We start from the raw sequence: 15,951 nt of genomic DNA on the forward strand, positions 1-15,951 counted from the left end.
CCGTGCTCATCCCTCGCCGGACCAAGTTCCGCAAGCAGCACCGCCCGCACCGCACGGGCCTGTCCAAGGGCGGCAACCAGATCGCCTTCGGTGACTTCGGCGTCCAGGCCCTCGAGCCCGCCTACGTCACCAACCGCCAGATCGAGGCGGCTCGTATCGCGATGACCCGCCACATCAAGCGCGGCGGAAAGGTGTGGATCAACATCTTCCCGGACCGCCCGCTGACCAAGAAGCCCGCCGAGACCCGCATGGGTTCCGGTAAGGGCGCCCCCGAGTGGTGGGTCGCCAACGTCAAGCCCGGACGCATCCTGTTCGAGCTCGGCGGCGTCGACGAGCCCCTCGCTCGCGAGGCCATGCGCCGCGCGCAGCACAAGCTTCCTATGAAGACCCGTTTCGTGACTCGTGAGGGTGGTGACGTCTGATGGCTATCGGTTCCAAGGGGCTGACCCCGTCCGACCTCGACGCCATGGACAACGAGCGCCTCGCTGAGGAGCTCTCCAAGGCCAAGGCCGAGCTGTTCAACCTCCGGTTCGCCTCGGCGACCGGCCAGCTCGAGGACCACGGCCGTCTCAAGGCCGTGCGTCGCGACATCGCCCGCATCTACACGATCGTGCGCGAGCGCGAGCTCGGCATCCGTACCGCTCCGAGCACGGAGGAGTCCAAGTGAGCGAGCAGAACGTCCAGCAGTCCACCGAGCGCGCCCAGCGCAAGGTCCGCACCGGTTACGTCGTCTCGGACAAGATGGACAAGACCGTCGTCGTCGAGATCGAGGAGCGCTACAAGCACTCCCTCTACGGCAAGGTCCTCCGTCGTTCCCAGAAGGCCAAGGTCCACGACGAGAACAACGAGGCCCACGTCGGCGACCTCGTTCGCGTCATGGAGACCCGTCCGCTGAGCGCCACCAAGCACTGGCGCCTCGTGGAGGTCATCGAGAAGGCCAAGTGACCTCTCGCTGAGACCCACTCAGCAGCAGCACGACGCCGCCACCGTCCCCTCGGGGAGGTGGCGGCGTCGTCGTGCGTCGGCGGCGCCTGGCGCAGGGCCGGGGGAGAGACTGTCCCCGCCGGACCCCCGGTGAGCAAAGGCACAGGGGTGCTGGCTGATCCCAGGTTCCGCGGCAGGACGGGCTTCTACTAGGCTATGAGAGTTGCGCGCGCCCGGAGTGCGCCCGACAGAGACCTCGCGCACCTGCGCCTGTGTCTGCCGGGACCTCCGCACGACGGACTCCACTCGCCCCTGGCGGGAGAGCAGTGCGCATTCGCAGAAGGAACGTTCGGCTAGGCTCGCGCCCCCTCGGGGGCGTCGAGAACCGGCTCGACGACAGGAGAACACTCAATGATCCAGCAGGAGTCGCGACTGAAGGTCGCCGACAACACCGGTGCCAAGGAGATCCTTTGCATCCGTGTTCTCGGTGGCTCGGGACGGCGCTATGCGGGTATCGGCGACACCATCGTCGCCACCGTGAAGGACGCCATCCCCGGCGGCAACGTCAAGAAGGGCGAGGTCGTCAAGGCGGTCGTCGTGCGCACCCGCAAGGAGCGCCGCCGTCCGGACGGCTCGTACATCCGCTTCGACGAGAACGCGGCCGTCATCCTCAACAACAACGGCGAGCCCCGCGGCACGCGCATCTTCGGCCCCGTGGGCCGCGAGCTTCGTGACAAGAAGTTCATGCGCATCGTGTCGCTCGCCCCGGAGGTGATCTGACAATGGCACGCATCAAGAAGGGTGACCAGGTTCTGGTCATCGCCGGCAAGGACAAGGGCAAGACGGGGCGCGTCCTCGAGGTCCTCCCCGACGTCGACCGGGTCCTCGTCGAGGGCGTCCAGCGCGTCACCAAGCACACCCGTGTCGGGCAGTCCGCCCAGGGCGCCCGCACCGGCGGCATCGAGACCGTGGAGGCCCCGATTCACGCCTCCAACGTCATGCTCGTCGACCCCAAGACCAAGCAGCGCACCCGCGTCGGCTTCCGTGTCGAGGAGGGCGAGCGCGCCAACGGCGCCAAGCGATCCGTCCGCGTCCGCTACGCCAAGAAGTCCGGGGAGGACCTGTGACCATGGCCGACTACACGCCTCGTCTCAAGACCAAGTACGCCTCCGACGTCGCGCCGGCCCTCCGCGAGGAGTTCCAGCACGCGAACGTCAACGAGGTCGGCCGCGTCATCAAGGTGGTCGTCAACATGGGTGTGGGCGAGGCCGCTCACGACTCCAAGATGATCGAGGGCGCCGTCCGCGACCTCACCGCCATCACCGGCCAGAAGCCGCAGGTCACCAAGGCCCGCAAGTCCATCGCGCAGTTCAAGCTGCGCGAGGGGCAGCCCATCGGCGCGCACGTCACGCTGCGAGGCGACCGCATGTGGGAGTTTTTCGACCGCCTCATCTCCGTCTCGCTTCCCCGCATCCGCGACTTCCGCGGCCTGTCCCCGAAGCAGTTCGACGGCAACGGCAACTACACCTTCGGTCTCACCGAGCAGTCCGTGTTCCACGAGATCGACGCCGACTCCATCGACCGCGTGCGCGGCATGGACATCACCGTGGTGACCACGGCCAAGACCGACGAGGAGGCCCGCTCGCTGCTCAAGCAGCTCGGCTTCCCCTTCAAGGAGAAGTGACATGGCGAAGACCGCTCTCAAGGAGAAGGCCAACCGCAAGCCGAAGTTCGGCGTCCGGGCTTACACGCGCTGCCAGCGCTGCGGCCGCCCGCACTCTGTCTACCGCAAGTTCGGCCTGTGCCGAGTCTGCCTGCGCGAGATGGTTCTCAACGGCCAGCTCCCCGGCGTGACGAAGTCCAGCTGGTAAGAAACTACGTCGCAGGTCCGCGAGGAAACCGCGACGAGGAAGGGCTGAGGCCCACTCATGACTATGACAGACCCGATCGCAGACATGCTCACCCGTCTGCGCAACGCCAACAACGCCTACCACGACGTCGTCTCGATGCCGTCGAGCAAGCTCAAGGTCAACATCGCTGAGATGCTGAAGGCCGAGGGCTACATCGCCGACTACGAGGTCACCGACGCGGAGGTCGGCAAGACGCTCACGCTGAGCCTCAAGTACGGAGCCAACCGCCAGCGGGCCATCCAGGGCCTCAAGCGCGTCTCCAAGCCCGGCCTGCGCGTCTACGCCAAGTCCACCAACCTGCCCAAGGTCCTCGGCGGCCTCGGGGTGGCCATCCTGTCCACCTCCTCCGGCCTCCTCACGGACAAGCAGGCCGAGTCCAAGGGCGTCGGCGGCGAAGTGCTCGCCTACGTCTGGTGAGATAAGGAACGGAGGAAAACCATGTCTCGTATTGGACGACTTCCCGTTCCGGTTCCCGCCGGAGTGGACGTCACCATCAACGGCAACGAGGTGACCGTGAAGGGCCCCAAGGGCACCCTCTCCCGCGTCATCCCCGCCCCGCTGAGCGTCACCCGCCAGGAGGACGGCACCATCCTGGTGACCCGTCCCGACGACGAGCGCGAGTCGCGCTCGTTGCACGGCCTGTCGCGCACGCTCATCAACAACATGGTCGTCGGCGTCAGCGACGGCTACACCAAGAACCTCGAGATCGTCGGCACCGGTTACCGCGCCCAGCAGCGCGGCACCGCGATCGAGCTCTCGCTCGGCTTCTCGCACACCGTGACCGTCGAGGCCCCCGAGGGCATCACCCTCACGGTCGACGGCAACCTCAAGATCGCCGTCTCCGGCATCTCCAAGGAGCAGGTCGGCGAGGTCGCGGCGAACATCCGCAAGATCCGTCCGCCGGAGCCCTACAAGGGCAAGGGCGTGCGCTACGCCGGCGAGAACGTCCGCCGCAAGGTCGGAAAGGCTGGTAAGTGACCATGGCTTACACGATCAAGAGGGGCAAGTCGAAGGCTGTCGCCCGCAAGATCCGCCACCAGCGCGTGCGCAAGCACGTCAACGGCACGCCGGAGCGCCCGCGCCTCGTCGTCACCCGCTCGAACCGCCACATGGTCGCGCAGGTCATCGACGACACCATCGGCCACACCCTGTGCTCGGCCTCGACCCTCGAGGACGCCGTCAAGGGCGTCGAGGGCCACAAGGTCGGCCAGGCGCACAAGGTCGGTGAGCTCGTGGCCGAGCGCGCCAAGGCCCTGGGCATTGAGAAGGTTGTCTTCGACCGCGGAGGCAACAAGTACCACGGCCGTGTCGCCGCCGTCGCCGACGGCGCCCGCGACGGCGGCCTGGTGCTCTGAGCACGACGACGACGAGAAAGAAGAGGAACATCTGATGGCTGCACCGCAGCGAGACAGGTCCGCGTCGTCCAACGGCTCGGCCCAGAACCACGACGACCGACGCGGCGAGGGCCGCGGCCGTCGCGACCGCAACAACGACCGTCGTGACCGCAACAACGGTCGCGGCAACGACGACAAGTACATCGAGCGCGTCGTCACCATCAACCGCGTGTCCAAGGTCGTCAAGGGCGGCCGCCGCTTCACCTTCACGGCGCTCGTCGTCGTCGGTGACGGCGAGGGCGCCGTCGGCGTCGGTTACGGCAAGGCGAAGGAGGTTCCCGCCGCCATCGCCAAGGCCGTGGAGGTGGCGAAGAAGAACTTCTTCCACGTCCCGATGATCCGTCGCACCATCCCGCACCTGGTCCAGGGCGAGGACTCCGCCGGAGTCGTCCTCCTGCGCCCGGCGTCCCCCGGTACCGGTGTTATCGCCGGCGGTCCGGTCCGCGCCGTGCTGGACTGCGCGGGCATCCACGACATCCTGTCGAAGTCGCTCGGCTCCTCGAACTCGATCAACATCGTTCACGCGACCGTTGACGCGCTCAAGAAGCTCGAGCAGCCCGAGGCCGTTGCGGCCCGTCGCGGCCTGCCCCTGGAGGACGTCGCCCCGCAGTCGATGCTGCGTGCGCGCGCCGAGGGCGAGGCCGACAAGCGTGCCGAGGCCGAGAAGAAGGAGGCCGAGAAGGCCGCCGAAGGAGCTGAGGCGTGATGGCTAGCACCACGACCAAGCAGATCAAGGTCACCCAGGTCCGGTCGGGCATCGGCGGTACCCGCCGTCAGCGCGAGACCCTGAAGTCCCTCGGCCTGCGCAAGATCCGCCAGTCCGTCGTCCGCGAGGACAGCGAGTCCGTCCGCGGCATGATCGCCACGGTGGCGCACCTCGTCACCGTTGAGGAGGCCTGAGATGGCTGACAACGAGAACACCCAGGGTTCGGGGCAGGTCGTCAAGCTGCACCACCTCCGTCCTGCGGAGGGCTCCAAGAAGGCCAAGACCCGCGTCGGCCGCGGTGAGGGCTCCAAGGGCAAGACCTCGGGCCGCGGTACGAAGGGCACGAAGGCCCGCTACCAGGTCCGTCCAGGCTTCGAGGGCGGCCAGATGCCTCTGGCCATGCGCCTCCCGAAGCTCCGCGGCTTCAAGAACTTCAACCGCGTGGAGTTCCAGCCGGTCAACGTCGGTCGCATCGCCGAGCTCTTCCCCGAGGGCGGCGCCGTGACGGTCGAGGACCTGGTCGTCAAGGGCGCCGTGCGCGAGGGTCATCTTGTCAAGGTGCTCGGCTCCGGTGACGTCTCCGTCAAGCTCGAGCTGACGGTCGACGCCTGGTCCGGCTCCGCCAAGGAGAAGATCGAGGCCGCCGGCGGTTCCGTCACCGCCCGCTGAGGCTGCTGACGGGCGCTGACGCGTCCACGAGGGCCCCGGCCCCGAGGAGAGATCCTCGGGCCGGGGCCCTCGCCGCGCCCGTGGGCGGGGCGGCACGGCCTCCGACCTGAGCGCTGCGCCTCGGGTCGGGGGGGAGTGACGCACGCCCCGCTGCCGTGGTCCCCTCGACGCCGACGACGAGCAGCCACCGGGGTAGGGTGTCGCCGGGCGTCCCGTGCGCCCTCTCGTGCCGCGTCCCGCGGCGCACCTCTTTCCCCGTCCACAGGAGACCGAGTGCTCAGCGCGTTCATGCAGGCGTTCAGGACGCCCGACCTGCGGCGAAAGCTGCTCTTCACTCTGGGCATCATGGCCCTGTTCCGCCTCGGCTCCGTCATGCCGACCCCTGGGGTCGACCTCGCGAACGTCCAGCAGTGCGTCGGCGAGAGCGAGGACGCTGGCCTGCTCAACCTCATCAACGTGTTCTCGGGTGGCGCGCTGCTCCAGCTGAGCGTCTTCGCGCTGGGCATCATGCCCTACATCACCGCGTCGATCATCATCCAGCTCCTGCGCGTGGTGATCCCCCGCTTCGAGGAGCTCCACAAGGAGGGGCAGGCGGGCACGGCCAAGCTCACCGAGTACACGCGCTACCTCACGATCGGGCTCGGCGTCCTCCAGTCCGCGACGATCGTCGCCACCGCGGCCAACGGCAAGCTCTTCACTGGCTGCTCCGTGGACGTCATCCCCGACGACTCGCCCCTCACGCTCGGTCTCATGATCATCACCATGACCGCCGGCACGGGCCTCATCATGTGGCTCGGCGAGCTCATCACCGAGCGCGGAATCGGCAACGGCATGTCGCTGCTCATCTTCACCTCGATCGTCGCGCGCATGCCCAACAACCTGTTCTCCATCATCGGGGGCAACGGCGGCTTCGCGAAGTTCCTCGGCGTCGTCGTCATCATCCTCGTCGCGACGCTCGCCGTCGTCTTCGTCGAGCAGGCCACGCGGCGCATCCCGGTCCAGTACGCGAAGCGCATGGTCGGCCGTCGGCAGTACGGCGGGTCCACCACCTACATCCCGATCAAGATCAACACCGCGGGCGTCATCCCGGTCATCTTCGCGTCCTCCATCCTCGCGATGCCCCAGCTCGTCGCCCAGTTCGCCAAGCCCACCTCCGGCTGGGTCCAGTGGGTGTCGAACAACCTGCAGCAGACCGACACGATCTACCTGATCGGCTACGGTCTCCTCATTCTCTTCTTCACGTTCTTCTACACGGCGATCACCTTCGACCCGGAGGAGATCGCGGACAACATGAAGAAGTACGGCGGCTTCATCCCCGGCGTCCGCGCCGGCGAGCCCACCGTCCGCTACCTGTCCTACGTCATCAACCGCGTGACGACGGCCGGCAGCGTCTACCTGGTCGTCCTGGCCCTCCTGCCGACCATAGCGGTCACGGTCATGGGCCTGTCGCAGAACCTTCCGTTCGGCGGCACGACGATCCTCATCATGGTGGGAGTCGGTCTCCAGACCGTCAAGGAGATCAACTCCCAGCTCCAGCAGCGCCACTACGAAGGGTTCCTCTCATGAGCGCACGCATGGTCCTCCTCGGTCCTCCCGGGGCCGGCAAGGGCACCCAGGCGGCCCGCATCTCCGAGCGTCTCGGCGTCCCCGCCATCTCGACCGGCGACATCTTCCGCGCGAACGTCGCGGGGGAGACCGAGCTCGGCAAGCAGGCCAAGCAGTACATGGACAGGGGCGAGTACGTGCCCGACTCCGTGACCAACGCGATGGTCAAGGACCGCATCGCGCAGGACGACGCCGCCGACGGGTTCCTCCTCGACGGTTACCCGCGCACCGAGGCCCAGGTCCACGAGCTCGACGCGATGCTCGCCGAGGTCGGCCTCGCCCTCGACGTCGTCCTCGAGATCACCGCGGACAACGAGGTCGTCGTCGACCGCCTCCTCAAGCGGGCCAGCGAGCAGAACCGCGCCGACGACACCGAGCCCGTCATCCGACGCCGCCTCGAGGTCTACGCGGAGCAGACCGCCCCCCTGGCGGCCCTCTACGAGGCCAAGGGCCTCCTCGTGCGCGTCGACGGCATCGGCGAGGTCGACGAGGTCACCGAGCGCATCATGACGGGGCTCGAGGCCGCCGGCGTCAGCGCCTGACGCCCCACCGGCCCGGCGGTTCCCGCCGCCGGGTCAGCCGCTCCGGCGGCACCCGCACAGCACGACGGCGTCCCGACGCCGACCCCGGCACCCGGCCGGGTCCCCTCCCCACCGCTGCGCACCAACGCGAGAGAGCACCGAACGAGGAGAAGGCCGTGCTGTCACGGGAGCACATCCAGATCAAGACCAGGGACCAGGTCCTGCGCATGCGCGAGGCGGGGCTCGTCGTCGCAGACATCCACGCAGCGCTGCGCGAGGCGGTCGGTCCCGGCGTGACGACCGCCGAGCTTGACGCCGTCTCCGCTGCCGCCATCGAGCGCGGCGGGGCCCGCTCCAACTTCCTGGGGTACGAGGGCTACCCGGCCACCGTGTGCATCTCGGTCAACGACGAGGTCGTCCACGGGATCCCGGGCGAGCGAGTCCTCGAGACCGGGGACCTCGTCACCTTCGACTGCGGCGCCTACGTCACCGACGGCGCCGGCACGCAGTGGCACGGCGACGCCGCCTTCACCACCGTCGTCGGCGGACGGTACGCGTCCGAGAGCGACCGCGTCCTCGACACCACGACCCGCGAGGCCCTGTGGGCCGCCGTCGCCGCCGTCGCCCGCGCCGCAGCCGGGGAGGCACACGGCCGCGCCGAGCGGCTCAACGTCGTCGGCGACACCGTCGAGGAGGTCGTGGCCGAGGCGTCCCTGCGCGAGGGCGTGCCGCTCGGCATCCTCGAGGACTACGTCGGTCACGGCATCGGCACCGCCATGCACATGGACCCCGACGTCCTCAACTACTCCGTCAAGCGCCGCGGCCCGCGCCTGCGCACGGGCATGGTCATCGCCATCGAGCCGATGCTCACCGCCGGCGGTCCCGAGGTCCGCGAGCTCGACGACGGCTGGACCGTCGTCACCGAGGACGGCTCCCGCGCCGCCCAGTGGGAGCACACGGTCGCACTCGTCCCCGGAGGGGTCTGGGTGCTGACGGCCCCCGACGGCGGCGTCGAGGGACTCGCGCCCTACGGCATCGAGCCCCGCCCTCTGACCTGACGGGGCCGGGCGACTCGGGCGGGCGCCGGGCGCCCGCTGGCCGCTGGTGCCGGCACGGCGCCGTCGGCTGGCGGCCGGCGACGCGGTGTGTCCAGGAGCACCGGGGGAGTGGCCGTTCTCGCATGGAACGCGACGGCGCGCCTGCCGTATTCTTGGCAGTCGGTGCGCCCGACGGTCCGGTGCGCCCGGGGCCCCGATCGTGAGGCTCCCGGTCCGGACCGCACGCGCCGTCCGGCGACGTCGTCGCCGGGACCACTCGAGCGAGAAAGCACCGATGGAGGAACATGGCTAAGAAGGACGGCGTCATCGAGGTCGAGGGATCGGTCGTCGAGGCCCTTCCGAACGCGATGTTCCGGGTGGAGCTGAGCAACGGGCACGTCGTGCTCGCGCACATCTCCGGCAAGATGCGGCAGCACTACATCCGCATCCTCCCCGAGGACCGCGTGGTCGTCGAGCTGAGCCCGTACGACCTCTCCCGCGGCCGCATCGTCTACCGGTACAAGTGACAGTCCTCCCCGTGAGGGGATGACGGAGGAACATCATGAAGGTCAAGCCGAGCGTCAAGAAGATCTGTGACAACTGCAAGGTGATTCGTCGCCACGGCCGTGTCATGGTCATCTGCGAGAACCCGCGGCACAAGCAGCGCCAGGGCTGAGGCCCGCAGCTGCCGGCCGCTGAGGGCGATGTCCCAGCGGCCAACAACAAGCACCCACCCCAGCGGCACCGCCGAGCGCGGTCCGCAACCCCTGGTTCCTGGAGGCCGGGGCCGCCGGTGAAGGAAGGCGGGGGAGGTGGGCGACGACCTCCGGGAGCACACAGGAGAACCACACCGTGGCACGCATTTCCGGTGTCGACCTGCCTCGCGAGAAGCGAGTCGAGGTCGCACTCACCTACATCTTCGGGATCGGCCGCACGCGCGCGGACGAGACCCTCGCGGCGACCGGGGTCAACCCCGACACCCGCGTCAAGGACCTGACCGAGGACGACCTCGTCAAGCTCCGCAACCACATCGACTCCAGCTACCAGGTCGAGGGCGACCTCCGCCGCGAGGTCCAGGCGGACATCCGCCGCAAGATCGAGATCGGCTGCTACCAGGGCCTGCGCCACCGCCGTCACCTCCCGGTGCACGGTCAGCGCACCAAGACCAACGCGCGCACGCGCAAGGGTCCCAAGCGCACCGTGGCCGGTAAGAAGAAGGCCAAGTAAGCAGTAGTCCACGACGCCGGGCCCCCGGGGCCCGCCGTGGATCGACGACCTCATCGCAGAAGAAGGAAACATGCCTGCCAAGTCCCGTTCCGCCGTGCGCAAGCCGCGCCGCAAGGACCGTAAGAACGTCACTCACGGTCACGCCTACATCAAGTCCACCTTCAACAACACGATCGTGTCCCTCACGGACCCGACCGGCGCCGTCATCGCCTGGGCCTCCTCCGGCCAGGTCGGCTTCAAGGGCTCCCGCAAGTCCACGCCGTACGCCGCTCAGCTCGCCGCCGAGGCCGCTGCCCGTCGCGCGCAGGAGCACGGCATGAAGAAGATCGACGTCTTCGTCAAGGGTCCGGGCTCCGGCCGTGAGACCGCGATCCGCTCTCTCCAGGCCGCCGGCCTCGAGGTCGGCTCCATCACGGACGTCACCCCCCAGGCCCACAACGGCTGCCGCCCCCCGAAGCGCCGCCGCGTCTGAGACAACGAGGCCGACGCCGCCCCGCCACCGCGCGTTGACGGCGTCGGCCCCAGCGCGCCCGCCCCACCGGGGCGCGCGCGGGCGGAGGCCCGGGCTCCTCCGGCCGCCCGCCCACCCATGAGGAACGACGTCATATAGCGGGCGTCGCGACGAAAGGAAACCTTCAGTGCTCATCGCACAGCGACCCACTCTCTCCGAGGAGGTCATCGAGGAGGACCGCCGCTCGCGGTTCGTCATCGAGCCCCTCGAGCCCGGCTTCGGCTACACGCTCGGCAACTCCCTGCGCCGCACGCTGCTGTCGTCCATCCCGGGCGCGGCCGTGACCAGCGTCCGTATCGACGGCGTGCCCCACGAGTTCCGCACCATCGCCGGGGTCAAGGAGGACGTCGCCCAGATCATCCTCAACATCAAGGAGATCGTCCTCTCCTCGGAGAACGACGAGCCGGTCGTCATGTACCTGCGCAAGGCTGGCCCGGGCGTCGTCACCGCCGGTGACATCACCCCGCCCGCCGGCGTCGAGATCCACAACGAGGACCTTGTCATCGCCACTCTCAACGAGAAGGGCAAGCTGGAGATCGAGCTGACGGTCGAGCGCGGCCGCGGCTACGTCTCCGCCAACCAGAACAAGGACCCGAACGCGGAGATCTCCCGGATCCCCGTGGACTCGATCTACTCGCCGGTCAAGAAGGTCTCCTACGCCGTTGAGGCCACCCGTGTCGAGCAGCGCACGGACTTCGACCGCCTCGTCGTTGACGTCGAGACGAAGGCCTCGATCACCCCGCGCGACGCGCTGGCCTCCGCCGGCAAGACGCTCGTCGAGCTCTTCGGGCTCGCCCGCGAGCTCAACGTCGAGGCCGAGGGCATCGAGGTCGGCCCGTCCCCGATGGACCAGGCCCTCCAGCAGGACCTCGCCCTCATGATCGACGAGCTCGACCTGCAGGCCCGCTCCTCGAACGCCCTCAAGCGCGAGGGCATCCACACCGTCGGTGAGCTCGTCGCGCGCAGCGAGGCGGACCTCCTCGACATCCGCAACTTCGGTGCCAAGTCCATCTCCGAGATCAAGGAGAAGCTGGCCGAGCTGGGGCTGTCCCTCAAGGGCTCCCCGGTCGACTACGTCTCGGAGGACGACTACACCAACCCCACGTTCAGCGACGAGCAGCAGGCCTGAGCCCGCTCGCCTTTCTACTAGGAGACAACAATGCCTCGCCCCACCAAGGGACCCCGCCTGGGCGGCTCCGCCCAGCACGAGCGCCACATGCTGGCCAACCTGGCCACGCAGCTCTTCATCCACGAGTCCATCACGACCACTGAGGCCCGCGCCCGTCGCCTGCGCCCCTACGTCGAGAAGCTCATCACCAAGGGCAAGCGCGGCGACCTCCACGCCCGTCGCACCGTTCTCAAGAAGGTCACGGACAAGCAGGCCGTGTACCGCCTCTTCGAGGAGCTCGCTCCCCAGTTCGAGGGCCGCGACGGCGGTTACACCCGCATCGTGAAGACCGCGCCGCGCAAGGGCGACAACGCCTCCATGGCCGTCATCTCCCTCGTCCTCGAGCCGGTCGCCAAGAAGGAGGTCGTCCAGGACGCCGTCGAGACCGCCAGGAAGGCCGCCGACGCCGCCGTCACCGAGGCCCCCGACGCCGAGGCCCAGAAGGTTGAGGCCTGAGCCGGTCAACGGTCCGAGCACCGCACGCGGCGCCCGCCGTCCCCTCGGGGACGGCGGGCGCCGCGTCGTCATGACGACGCGGTCGGCAGGGGCACACGGGAGACGTCAGAGCCGGCCGTGGCCGTCGCGCCCCTCGACGGTGAGCACGCCAGGGACTGCAGGGGTTCGACAGCGCCTCCCTGCGTCCGGGATCACGACCGCCTTGGGGGGCGCACGGTCCGGGTGCGGGTGGGGTGCGGCACGGCAGCGGACCCACGCGGGCCAGCGTCCTCCTAGCCTCGAGGTATCCAACCTCCGTGTCCCATGGAGACCCTCGTGAAGCTTCTCAAGAACACCCTCACCTCGACCGCGGCACTCGCGCTCGTCGTCGCCCCCATCCGGTCGTCGCGTCTTCATCCGCTCCCGCTGCCGCGGCGGACGAGGTCTGCGTCTCCAACGTCACGGTGACGAGTGCGTCCTCGCAGGAGTGGTCGACGGTCGCCGTGTCGGCGGACTGGACCGCTAGCTCGCCGAAGGAGGGGCAGACCTTCACGCTCACCCTCGGCGAGGGCCTGCGCTGGCCCGCCGGCGTCGCCTTCTCGCTCACGGCGCAGACCACCAAGCAGTCAGTCGGCACGTGCATCGCCGCTGGGAGCTCGTCGGACCTCGTCTGCACGCTGAACAAGAACGCTGAGAACTGGGACACCCTGCAGGGCGGCGTCACCGCCTACGGGCAGATCACCGACGCGCTCGTCGGGCGCACCTCGTCGACCCTCACCGCCAGCGGCATCACCTACGACCTCGTACCCGGGGACAGCGACGGCGACGGTCTCAGCAACGCCGATTGCGGCGGGGTCACCCCCCTCGAGCCCTCGACGACGGACTCGAAGCACGGGTGGTTCAAGGAGCCCCTCGCGGACGGCACCAATGAGTTCCAGTGGGCGGTCAAGGTCACCGGCTCGACCAGCTACACCGTTTCCGACCCGGGCACCACGGTGGTCGGCGTCAGCAGCACGGACGGATCCTGGGACGACGCCTACGCCCCGACGCCCGCCGCGGTCATCGGTGACGGAACAGCCTCCTTCACCGCACCCGCCACGACCACGGTCTGCCGGGTCACCGTCACGTCGACGACGACCGCCGACTCCGCGACGAACACGGCGTCGGTCAACGGCGTGTCCTTCACGGGCACCGCTCAGGCCACCGCGCAGGGCGAGGGATGGGCCACGGGGGCGGCGACCCCGGTCGCCAGCCCGACGCCGGCCGAGACCGCCTCCGCCACCCCGTCGGCGACGCCGAGCGAGTCCGCCACCGCCACGCCGACCCGTTCCACCTCCGCAAGGCTGAACGGCTTCGCCCCCGCGGCGCGGAGCGCCTCCGCCACGCCGTCGGCCTGCGCCTCGACGACAGCCGCCCCGTCCACCGCTGCCGGGTCCGCCGCCTCGGGCTCTGCCTCCGCCCCGACGACGCCGAGCGCCTCAGGTCCCGCCGCCACCGGCACGACGGCCCGGACAGCCGGCTGCGTCACGCCCTCGGCCGCGCACGGCACGACCACCACGACTCCGGGGTCCGCGTCGACCTCGCGGCAGTCCCTCGCTCACACCGGAGCCGACGCGGGCCTCAGGCTGGCTGCCGTCTCGGCCCTGGGCGCCGGAGCCTCCGCGGTGGCCGTGTCTCGTCGCCGTGCCTGACACCGGGCGCGTCGGCCTGAGCGCCGGATGACGCAGAGGGACCCGGCACCGAATCAACCGGTGCCGGGCCCCTCGGCGTTCTGAGTACCAGGAACGGATGCGGCGGCCTCGTCATGGTTCGGCCGCAGCGCCCGTCATCCCGGTGCGGAGACACGGCTGCGGCGTCCCTGGCCGCGGTCGGCACGTCCAGCGCAGCGGCGGCAGGCGGTTCAGGCGCGCGTCATGGCCCAGCAGCGGGCACCGCCGGTCATCCCGGCCTCATTGGGCACGACGACGACGTCGTCGCCGATCCGGGCCAGCTGCGCCGGGGTGATGCGACGGGAGTTGCCCCCGCCCAGGTAGAGGCGGTCCCACATGTACATGGGGCGCAGCGCCTCGACGACGCGGCGGACCCGGCGCGACCAGTGCGCGTCCCCCAGGCGGAGGCGCTCGTGCTCGCCGATGTAGTCGTCGTAGGTGAGTCCCCAGCGCACCGGGCCCTGGGAGACCTCGACGTGCGGGGCCAGCACGCCGTTGTCGAAGACGGCGTTGCCGAGACCCGTCCCGAGGGTCACGATCATCTCGTGCCCGTGCCCGGTGACGACCCCGGCGCCCGCGACCTCGGCGTCATTGAGCACGAGCGCGGGCACGCCCAGGCGCTCCGTGACGGCACGTCCCATGTCGAAGTGCGACCACTCGTCGACGAGATCGGGGAGTACGCGGGAGCGCGGCCCGTCCTTCGTGATGTAGTGCGGTGTCGCGACGACGACCCCGTGGCGGATCATGCCCGGCATGCCCACCGTCACCCGGTCGGCCCCCGGAAGCTGCTCGGCGAGCCCCGCGATCGTGTCGACGAGCTTCGTCGGCGGCAAGGGGTAGGGCGTGGGGGTGCGGACGGCACGGGAGGTCATCGTGCCCTCCGCGTCGAGGACGGAGGCCTTGATGCCGCCGCCGCCGCAGTCGACGGAGAGCGTGGAGGTCGTGGTCACCCGCACGACGCTACCGCCTCGGACCCCGACCCGCGGCGAGGGGGCGTCCCGGGCGTGATCGAATGGGAGGCATGAGCGAGCAGAACGAGCCCGACGCCCTGCCCTGGGGCGCGAGTGCCGCCGCGGCGGCGGACAGGGCCGTGCGCGCCCCCGTGGACCCGGAAGGTGAGCGGCTCCGGGTCCGTCTCGACCTCGCCTACGACGGAACCGCCTTCGCCGGCTGGGCGGCCCAGCCAGGACTGCGCACCGTCGAGGGCGTCCTCACCACCGCCCTCACCACGGTCCTGCGTGAACCCGTCCGCCTCACCGTCGCCGGGCGCACCGACTCCGGCGTCCACGCCGCGGCTCAGGTCGCCCACGTCGACCTCAGTAGGGCCGCGTGGGAGCGCCTGCCCGGCCGCTCAGACCGAGCGCCCGGGAAGGCCCTCCTGACACGTCTCGCCGGCGTCCTCGCGCGCGAGGCGGCCGGTTCCAGCGGGGCCCACGGCCTCGGCGCCGTCCCGAGGGGCTCCTCCGACCTCGTCGTCACCGCGGCAGGGCTCGCACCCGCCGGCTTCGACGCGCGCTTCTCAGCCCTCGAGCGCCGGTACGTCTACCGGATCGCCGACGGCGCGGGGGAGGGGCGCCCGGCGGCGCCGCGCGATCCCGCCCGCCGCGGGCAGGTCCTGTGGGTCCCCGACCCGCTCCACGTCGGCGCCATGGCGGCCTCGACCCCGCCCCTGCAGGGCGAGCACGACTTTCTCTCCTACTGCAAGCCCCGCCAGGGCGCCACCACCATCCGCACCCTCAAACGTCTCGAGTGGCGCCGGGAGACCTCGGGCGCGGACGCCGGGCTCGTCACCCTCACGGTCGTCGCCGACGCCTTCTGCCACTCGATGGTGCGGTCCCTCGTGGGCGCCGGGCTCGCCGTCGGCCAGGGACGTCGTCCGTCCTCGTGGCCAGGCGACCTGCTCGCCGCCCGCAGCCGCGACGGCGCGGCACCCGTCGCGCCGCCCCACGGTCTCACCCTCGATGCCGTCTCCTACCCGCCGGACGACGAGCTCGCCGCCCAGGCCAAGCGCGCCCGGATTGTGCGGAGCCTGCCCGGAGGGGACTGCGGCTGCTGAGGGACTGGGGGAACGGGCTCGCGTGGCGGGACTCACCCCGCCGTCGGCGCTCCATCCTTTGACCCTCCCGCAGCGGCGC

General features: G+C 70.0%; 24 protein-coding genes and 1 pseudogene. 24 read left to right on the forward strand and 1 reads right to left on the reverse strand.

Annotated elements, in window-relative coordinates:
* Positions 1 to 2 precede the first annotated feature (2 nt).
* The 23 genes and pseudogenes from rplP (at position 3) to IXW69_RS01750 (ending at position 13,798) form a co-directional block, all read left to right on the forward strand.
* Positions 3 to 422 (forward strand): 50S ribosomal protein L16, encoded by a 420-nt coding sequence (gene rplP, locus IXW69_RS01640; RefSeq protein ID WP_194784655.1) that lies wholly within the window; start codon positions 3 to 5, stop codon positions 420 to 422.
* Positions 422 to 667 (forward strand): 50S ribosomal protein L29, encoded by a 246-nt coding sequence (rpmC, locus tag IXW69_RS01645; protein WP_067942059.1) that lies wholly within the window; start codon positions 422 to 424, stop codon positions 665 to 667. Before rplP ends, rpmC begins: the two co-directional genes overlap by 1 nt.
* A complete protein-coding gene (gene rpsQ, locus IXW69_RS01650) occupies positions 664 to 945 on the forward strand; it encodes a 30S ribosomal protein S17 (RefSeq protein WP_067942061.1) in 282 nt (93 codons plus the stop codon). Before rpmC ends, rpsQ begins: the two co-directional genes overlap by 4 nt.
* Before the next feature lie 390 nt (positions 946 to 1,335).
* Positions 1,336 to 1,704, forward strand: coding sequence for a 50S ribosomal protein L14 (gene rplN / locus IXW69_RS01655; protein WP_194784656.1), 369 nt, complete (start codon positions 1,336 to 1,338; stop codon positions 1,702 to 1,704).
* Positions 1,705 to 1,706: 2 nt separating this feature from the next.
* Positions 1,707 to 2,051, forward strand: a complete 345-nt coding sequence (rplX, locus tag IXW69_RS01660) for a 50S ribosomal protein L24 (protein WP_194784657.1) — start codon at positions 1,707 to 1,709, stop codon at positions 2,049 to 2,051.
* Positions 2,052 to 2,053: 2 nt separating this feature from the next.
* Entirely contained in the window at positions 2,054 to 2,608 is a 555-nt protein-coding gene (gene rplE / locus IXW69_RS01665; RefSeq protein ID WP_194784658.1) for a 50S ribosomal protein L5, read from the forward strand.
* 1 nt (position 2,609) lies between these two features.
* Positions 2,610 to 2,795, forward strand: coding sequence for a type Z 30S ribosomal protein S14 (locus tag IXW69_RS01670; RefSeq protein ID WP_194784659.1), 186 nt, complete (start codon positions 2,610 to 2,612; stop codon positions 2,793 to 2,795).
* 57 nt (positions 2,796 to 2,852) lie between these two features.
* Entirely contained in the window at positions 2,853 to 3,251 is a 399-nt protein-coding gene (gene rpsH / locus IXW69_RS01675; protein WP_067942071.1) for a 30S ribosomal protein S8, read from the forward strand.
* A gap of 21 nt (positions 3,252 to 3,272) precedes the next feature.
* The gene (gene rplF, locus IXW69_RS01680; protein ID WP_194784660.1) at positions 3,273 to 3,812 is read left to right on the forward strand and encodes a 50S ribosomal protein L6; all 540 of its coding nucleotides are present in this window, start codon (positions 3,273 to 3,275) and stop codon (positions 3,810 to 3,812) included.
* Positions 3,813 to 3,814: 2 nt separating this feature from the next.
* Positions 3,815 to 4,189 carry a 50S ribosomal protein L18 gene (gene rplR, locus IXW69_RS01685; protein WP_194784661.1) on the forward strand — a complete coding sequence of 125 codons (375 nt, stop codon included), beginning with the start codon at positions 3,815 to 3,817 and terminating at the stop codon, positions 4,187 to 4,189.
* Between the two features lie 34 nt (positions 4,190 to 4,223).
* Positions 4,224 to 4,934: a 30S ribosomal protein S5 gene (gene rpsE / locus IXW69_RS01690; protein WP_194784662.1), complete on the forward strand. Its 711-nt coding sequence runs from the start codon at positions 4,224 to 4,226 to the stop codon at positions 4,932 to 4,934.
* Entirely contained in the window at positions 4,934 to 5,128 is a 195-nt protein-coding gene (gene rpmD, locus IXW69_RS01695; protein ID WP_194784663.1) for a 50S ribosomal protein L30, read from the forward strand. The genes rpsE and rpmD overlap by 1 nt, the downstream gene beginning before the upstream one ends.
* 1 nt (position 5,129) lies before the next feature.
* Complete coding sequence (gene rplO, locus IXW69_RS01700; RefSeq protein WP_194784664.1) at positions 5,130 to 5,603, forward strand: 50S ribosomal protein L15; 474 nt, start codon at positions 5,130 to 5,132, stop codon at positions 5,601 to 5,603.
* A 273-nt stretch (positions 5,604 to 5,876) separates the two neighbouring features.
* Entirely contained in the window at positions 5,877 to 7,169 is a 1,293-nt protein-coding gene (secY, locus tag IXW69_RS01705; RefSeq protein ID WP_194784665.1) for a preprotein translocase subunit SecY, read from the forward strand.
* Positions 7,166 to 7,750: an adenylate kinase gene (locus tag IXW69_RS01710; RefSeq protein ID WP_228524503.1), complete on the forward strand. Its 585-nt coding sequence runs from the start codon at positions 7,166 to 7,168 to the stop codon at positions 7,748 to 7,750. The genes secY and IXW69_RS01710 overlap by 4 nt, the downstream gene beginning before the upstream one ends.
* A gap of 155 nt (positions 7,751 to 7,905) precedes the next feature.
* A complete protein-coding gene (gene map / locus IXW69_RS01715; RefSeq protein ID WP_194784666.1) occupies positions 7,906 to 8,787 on the forward strand; it encodes a type I methionyl aminopeptidase in 882 nt (293 codons plus the stop codon).
* 284 nt (positions 8,788 to 9,071) lie between these two features.
* Entirely contained in the window at positions 9,072 to 9,293 is a 222-nt protein-coding gene (infA, locus tag IXW69_RS01720) for a translation initiation factor IF-1 (protein ID WP_003781847.1), read from the forward strand.
* Between the two features lie 35 nt (positions 9,294 to 9,328).
* Positions 9,329 to 9,442 (forward strand): 50S ribosomal protein L36, encoded by a 114-nt coding sequence (gene rpmJ / locus IXW69_RS01725; RefSeq protein WP_005987264.1) that lies wholly within the window; start codon positions 9,329 to 9,331, stop codon positions 9,440 to 9,442.
* Positions 9,443 to 9,618: 176 nt separating this feature from the next.
* The gene (gene rpsM / locus IXW69_RS01730) at positions 9,619 to 9,993 is read left to right on the forward strand and encodes a 30S ribosomal protein S13 (protein WP_194784667.1); all 375 of its coding nucleotides are present in this window, start codon (positions 9,619 to 9,621) and stop codon (positions 9,991 to 9,993) included.
* Between the two features lie 70 nt (positions 9,994 to 10,063).
* Complete coding sequence (gene rpsK / locus IXW69_RS01735) at positions 10,064 to 10,465, forward strand: 30S ribosomal protein S11 (RefSeq protein WP_067942085.1); 402 nt, start codon at positions 10,064 to 10,066, stop codon at positions 10,463 to 10,465.
* Between the two features lie 166 nt (positions 10,466 to 10,631).
* Positions 10,632 to 11,633, forward strand: coding sequence for a DNA-directed RNA polymerase subunit alpha (locus IXW69_RS01740; RefSeq protein WP_194784668.1), 1,002 nt, complete (start codon positions 10,632 to 10,634; stop codon positions 11,631 to 11,633).
* Positions 11,634 to 11,663: 30 nt separating this feature from the next.
* Positions 11,664 to 12,107 (forward strand): annotated as a pseudogene (gene rplQ, locus IXW69_RS01745) (50S ribosomal protein L17); the annotation flags it as partial.
* A gap of 464 nt (positions 12,108 to 12,571) precedes the next feature.
* Positions 12,572 to 13,798, forward strand: coding sequence for a hypothetical protein (locus IXW69_RS01750; RefSeq protein WP_194784670.1), 1,227 nt, complete (start codon positions 12,572 to 12,574; stop codon positions 13,796 to 13,798).
* A 209-nt stretch (positions 13,799 to 14,007) separates the two neighbouring features.
* Here the strand turns inward: IXW69_RS01750 and IXW69_RS01755 are convergent, their stop codons facing one another.
* A complete protein-coding gene (locus IXW69_RS01755) occupies positions 14,008 to 14,766 on the reverse strand; it encodes an ROK family protein (RefSeq protein WP_194784671.1) in 759 nt (252 codons plus the stop codon).
* Positions 14,767 to 14,837: 71 nt separating this feature from the next.
* On the opposite strand from IXW69_RS01755, the gene IXW69_RS01760 reads away from it, so the two are divergent.
* On the forward strand, positions 14,838 to 15,872 hold the full coding sequence (locus IXW69_RS01760; protein WP_194784672.1) for a tRNA pseudouridine synthase A: 1,035 nt from the start codon (positions 14,838 to 14,840) through the stop codon (positions 15,870 to 15,872).
* Positions 15,873 to 15,951: the final 79 nt, after the last annotated feature.

It is taken from the genome of Actinomyces haliotis (genome assembly GCF_015355765.1).
In the GTDB taxonomy this organism is placed as follows: Bacteria; Actinomycetota; Actinomycetes; order Actinomycetales; family Actinomycetaceae; genus Actinomyces; species Actinomyces haliotis.

What these genes read in the sequence shown, in the direction of transcription:
- rplE (WP_194784658.1), top strand. Translation starts at nt 2,054, where the DNA reads ATGGCCGACTACACGCCTCGTCTCAAGACCAAGTACGCCTCCGACGTC.
- rplO (WP_194784664.1), top strand. Translation starts at nt 5,130, where the DNA reads ATGGCTGACAACGAGAACACCCAGGGTTCGGGGCAGGTCGTCAAGCTG.
- infA (WP_003781847.1), top strand. Translation starts at nt 9,072, where the DNA reads ATGGCTAAGAAGGACGGCGTCATCGAGGTCGAGGGATCGGTCGTCGAG.
- rpmJ (WP_005987264.1), top strand. Translation starts at nt 9,329, where the DNA reads ATGAAGGTCAAGCCGAGCGTCAAGAAGATCTGTGACAACTGCAAGGTG.
- IXW69_RS01670 (WP_194784659.1), top strand. Translation starts at nt 2,610, where the DNA reads ATGGCGAAGACCGCTCTCAAGGAGAAGGCCAACCGCAAGCCGAAGTTC.
- rpmD (WP_194784663.1), top strand. Translation starts at nt 4,934, where the DNA reads ATGGCTAGCACCACGACCAAGCAGATCAAGGTCACCCAGGTCCGGTCG.
- rpsK (WP_067942085.1), top strand. Translation starts at nt 10,064, where the DNA reads ATGCCTGCCAAGTCCCGTTCCGCCGTGCGCAAGCCGCGCCGCAAGGAC.
- rplN (WP_194784656.1), top strand. Translation starts at nt 1,336, where the DNA reads ATGATCCAGCAGGAGTCGCGACTGAAGGTCGCCGACAACACCGGTGCC.
- rpsE (WP_194784662.1), top strand. Translation starts at nt 4,224, where the DNA reads ATGGCTGCACCGCAGCGAGACAGGTCCGCGTCGTCCAACGGCTCGGCC.
- rplF (WP_194784660.1), top strand. Translation starts at nt 3,273, where the DNA reads ATGTCTCGTATTGGACGACTTCCCGTTCCGGTTCCCGCCGGAGTGGAC.
- IXW69_RS01710 (WP_228524503.1), top strand. Translation starts at nt 7,166, where the DNA reads ATGAGCGCACGCATGGTCCTCCTCGGTCCTCCCGGGGCCGGCAAGGGC.
- rplR (WP_194784661.1), top strand. Translation starts at nt 3,815, where the DNA reads ATGGCTTACACGATCAAGAGGGGCAAGTCGAAGGCTGTCGCCCGCAAG.
- rpmC (WP_067942059.1), top strand. Translation starts at nt 422, where the DNA reads ATGGCTATCGGTTCCAAGGGGCTGACCCCGTCCGACCTCGACGCCATG.
- rplX (WP_194784657.1), top strand. Translation starts at nt 1,707, where the DNA reads ATGGCACGCATCAAGAAGGGTGACCAGGTTCTGGTCATCGCCGGCAAG.
- rpsH (WP_067942071.1), top strand. Translation starts at nt 2,853, where the DNA reads ATGACTATGACAGACCCGATCGCAGACATGCTCACCCGTCTGCGCAAC.
- IXW69_RS01760 (WP_194784672.1), top strand. Translation starts at nt 14,838, where the DNA reads ATGAGCGAGCAGAACGAGCCCGACGCCCTGCCCTGGGGCGCGAGTGCC.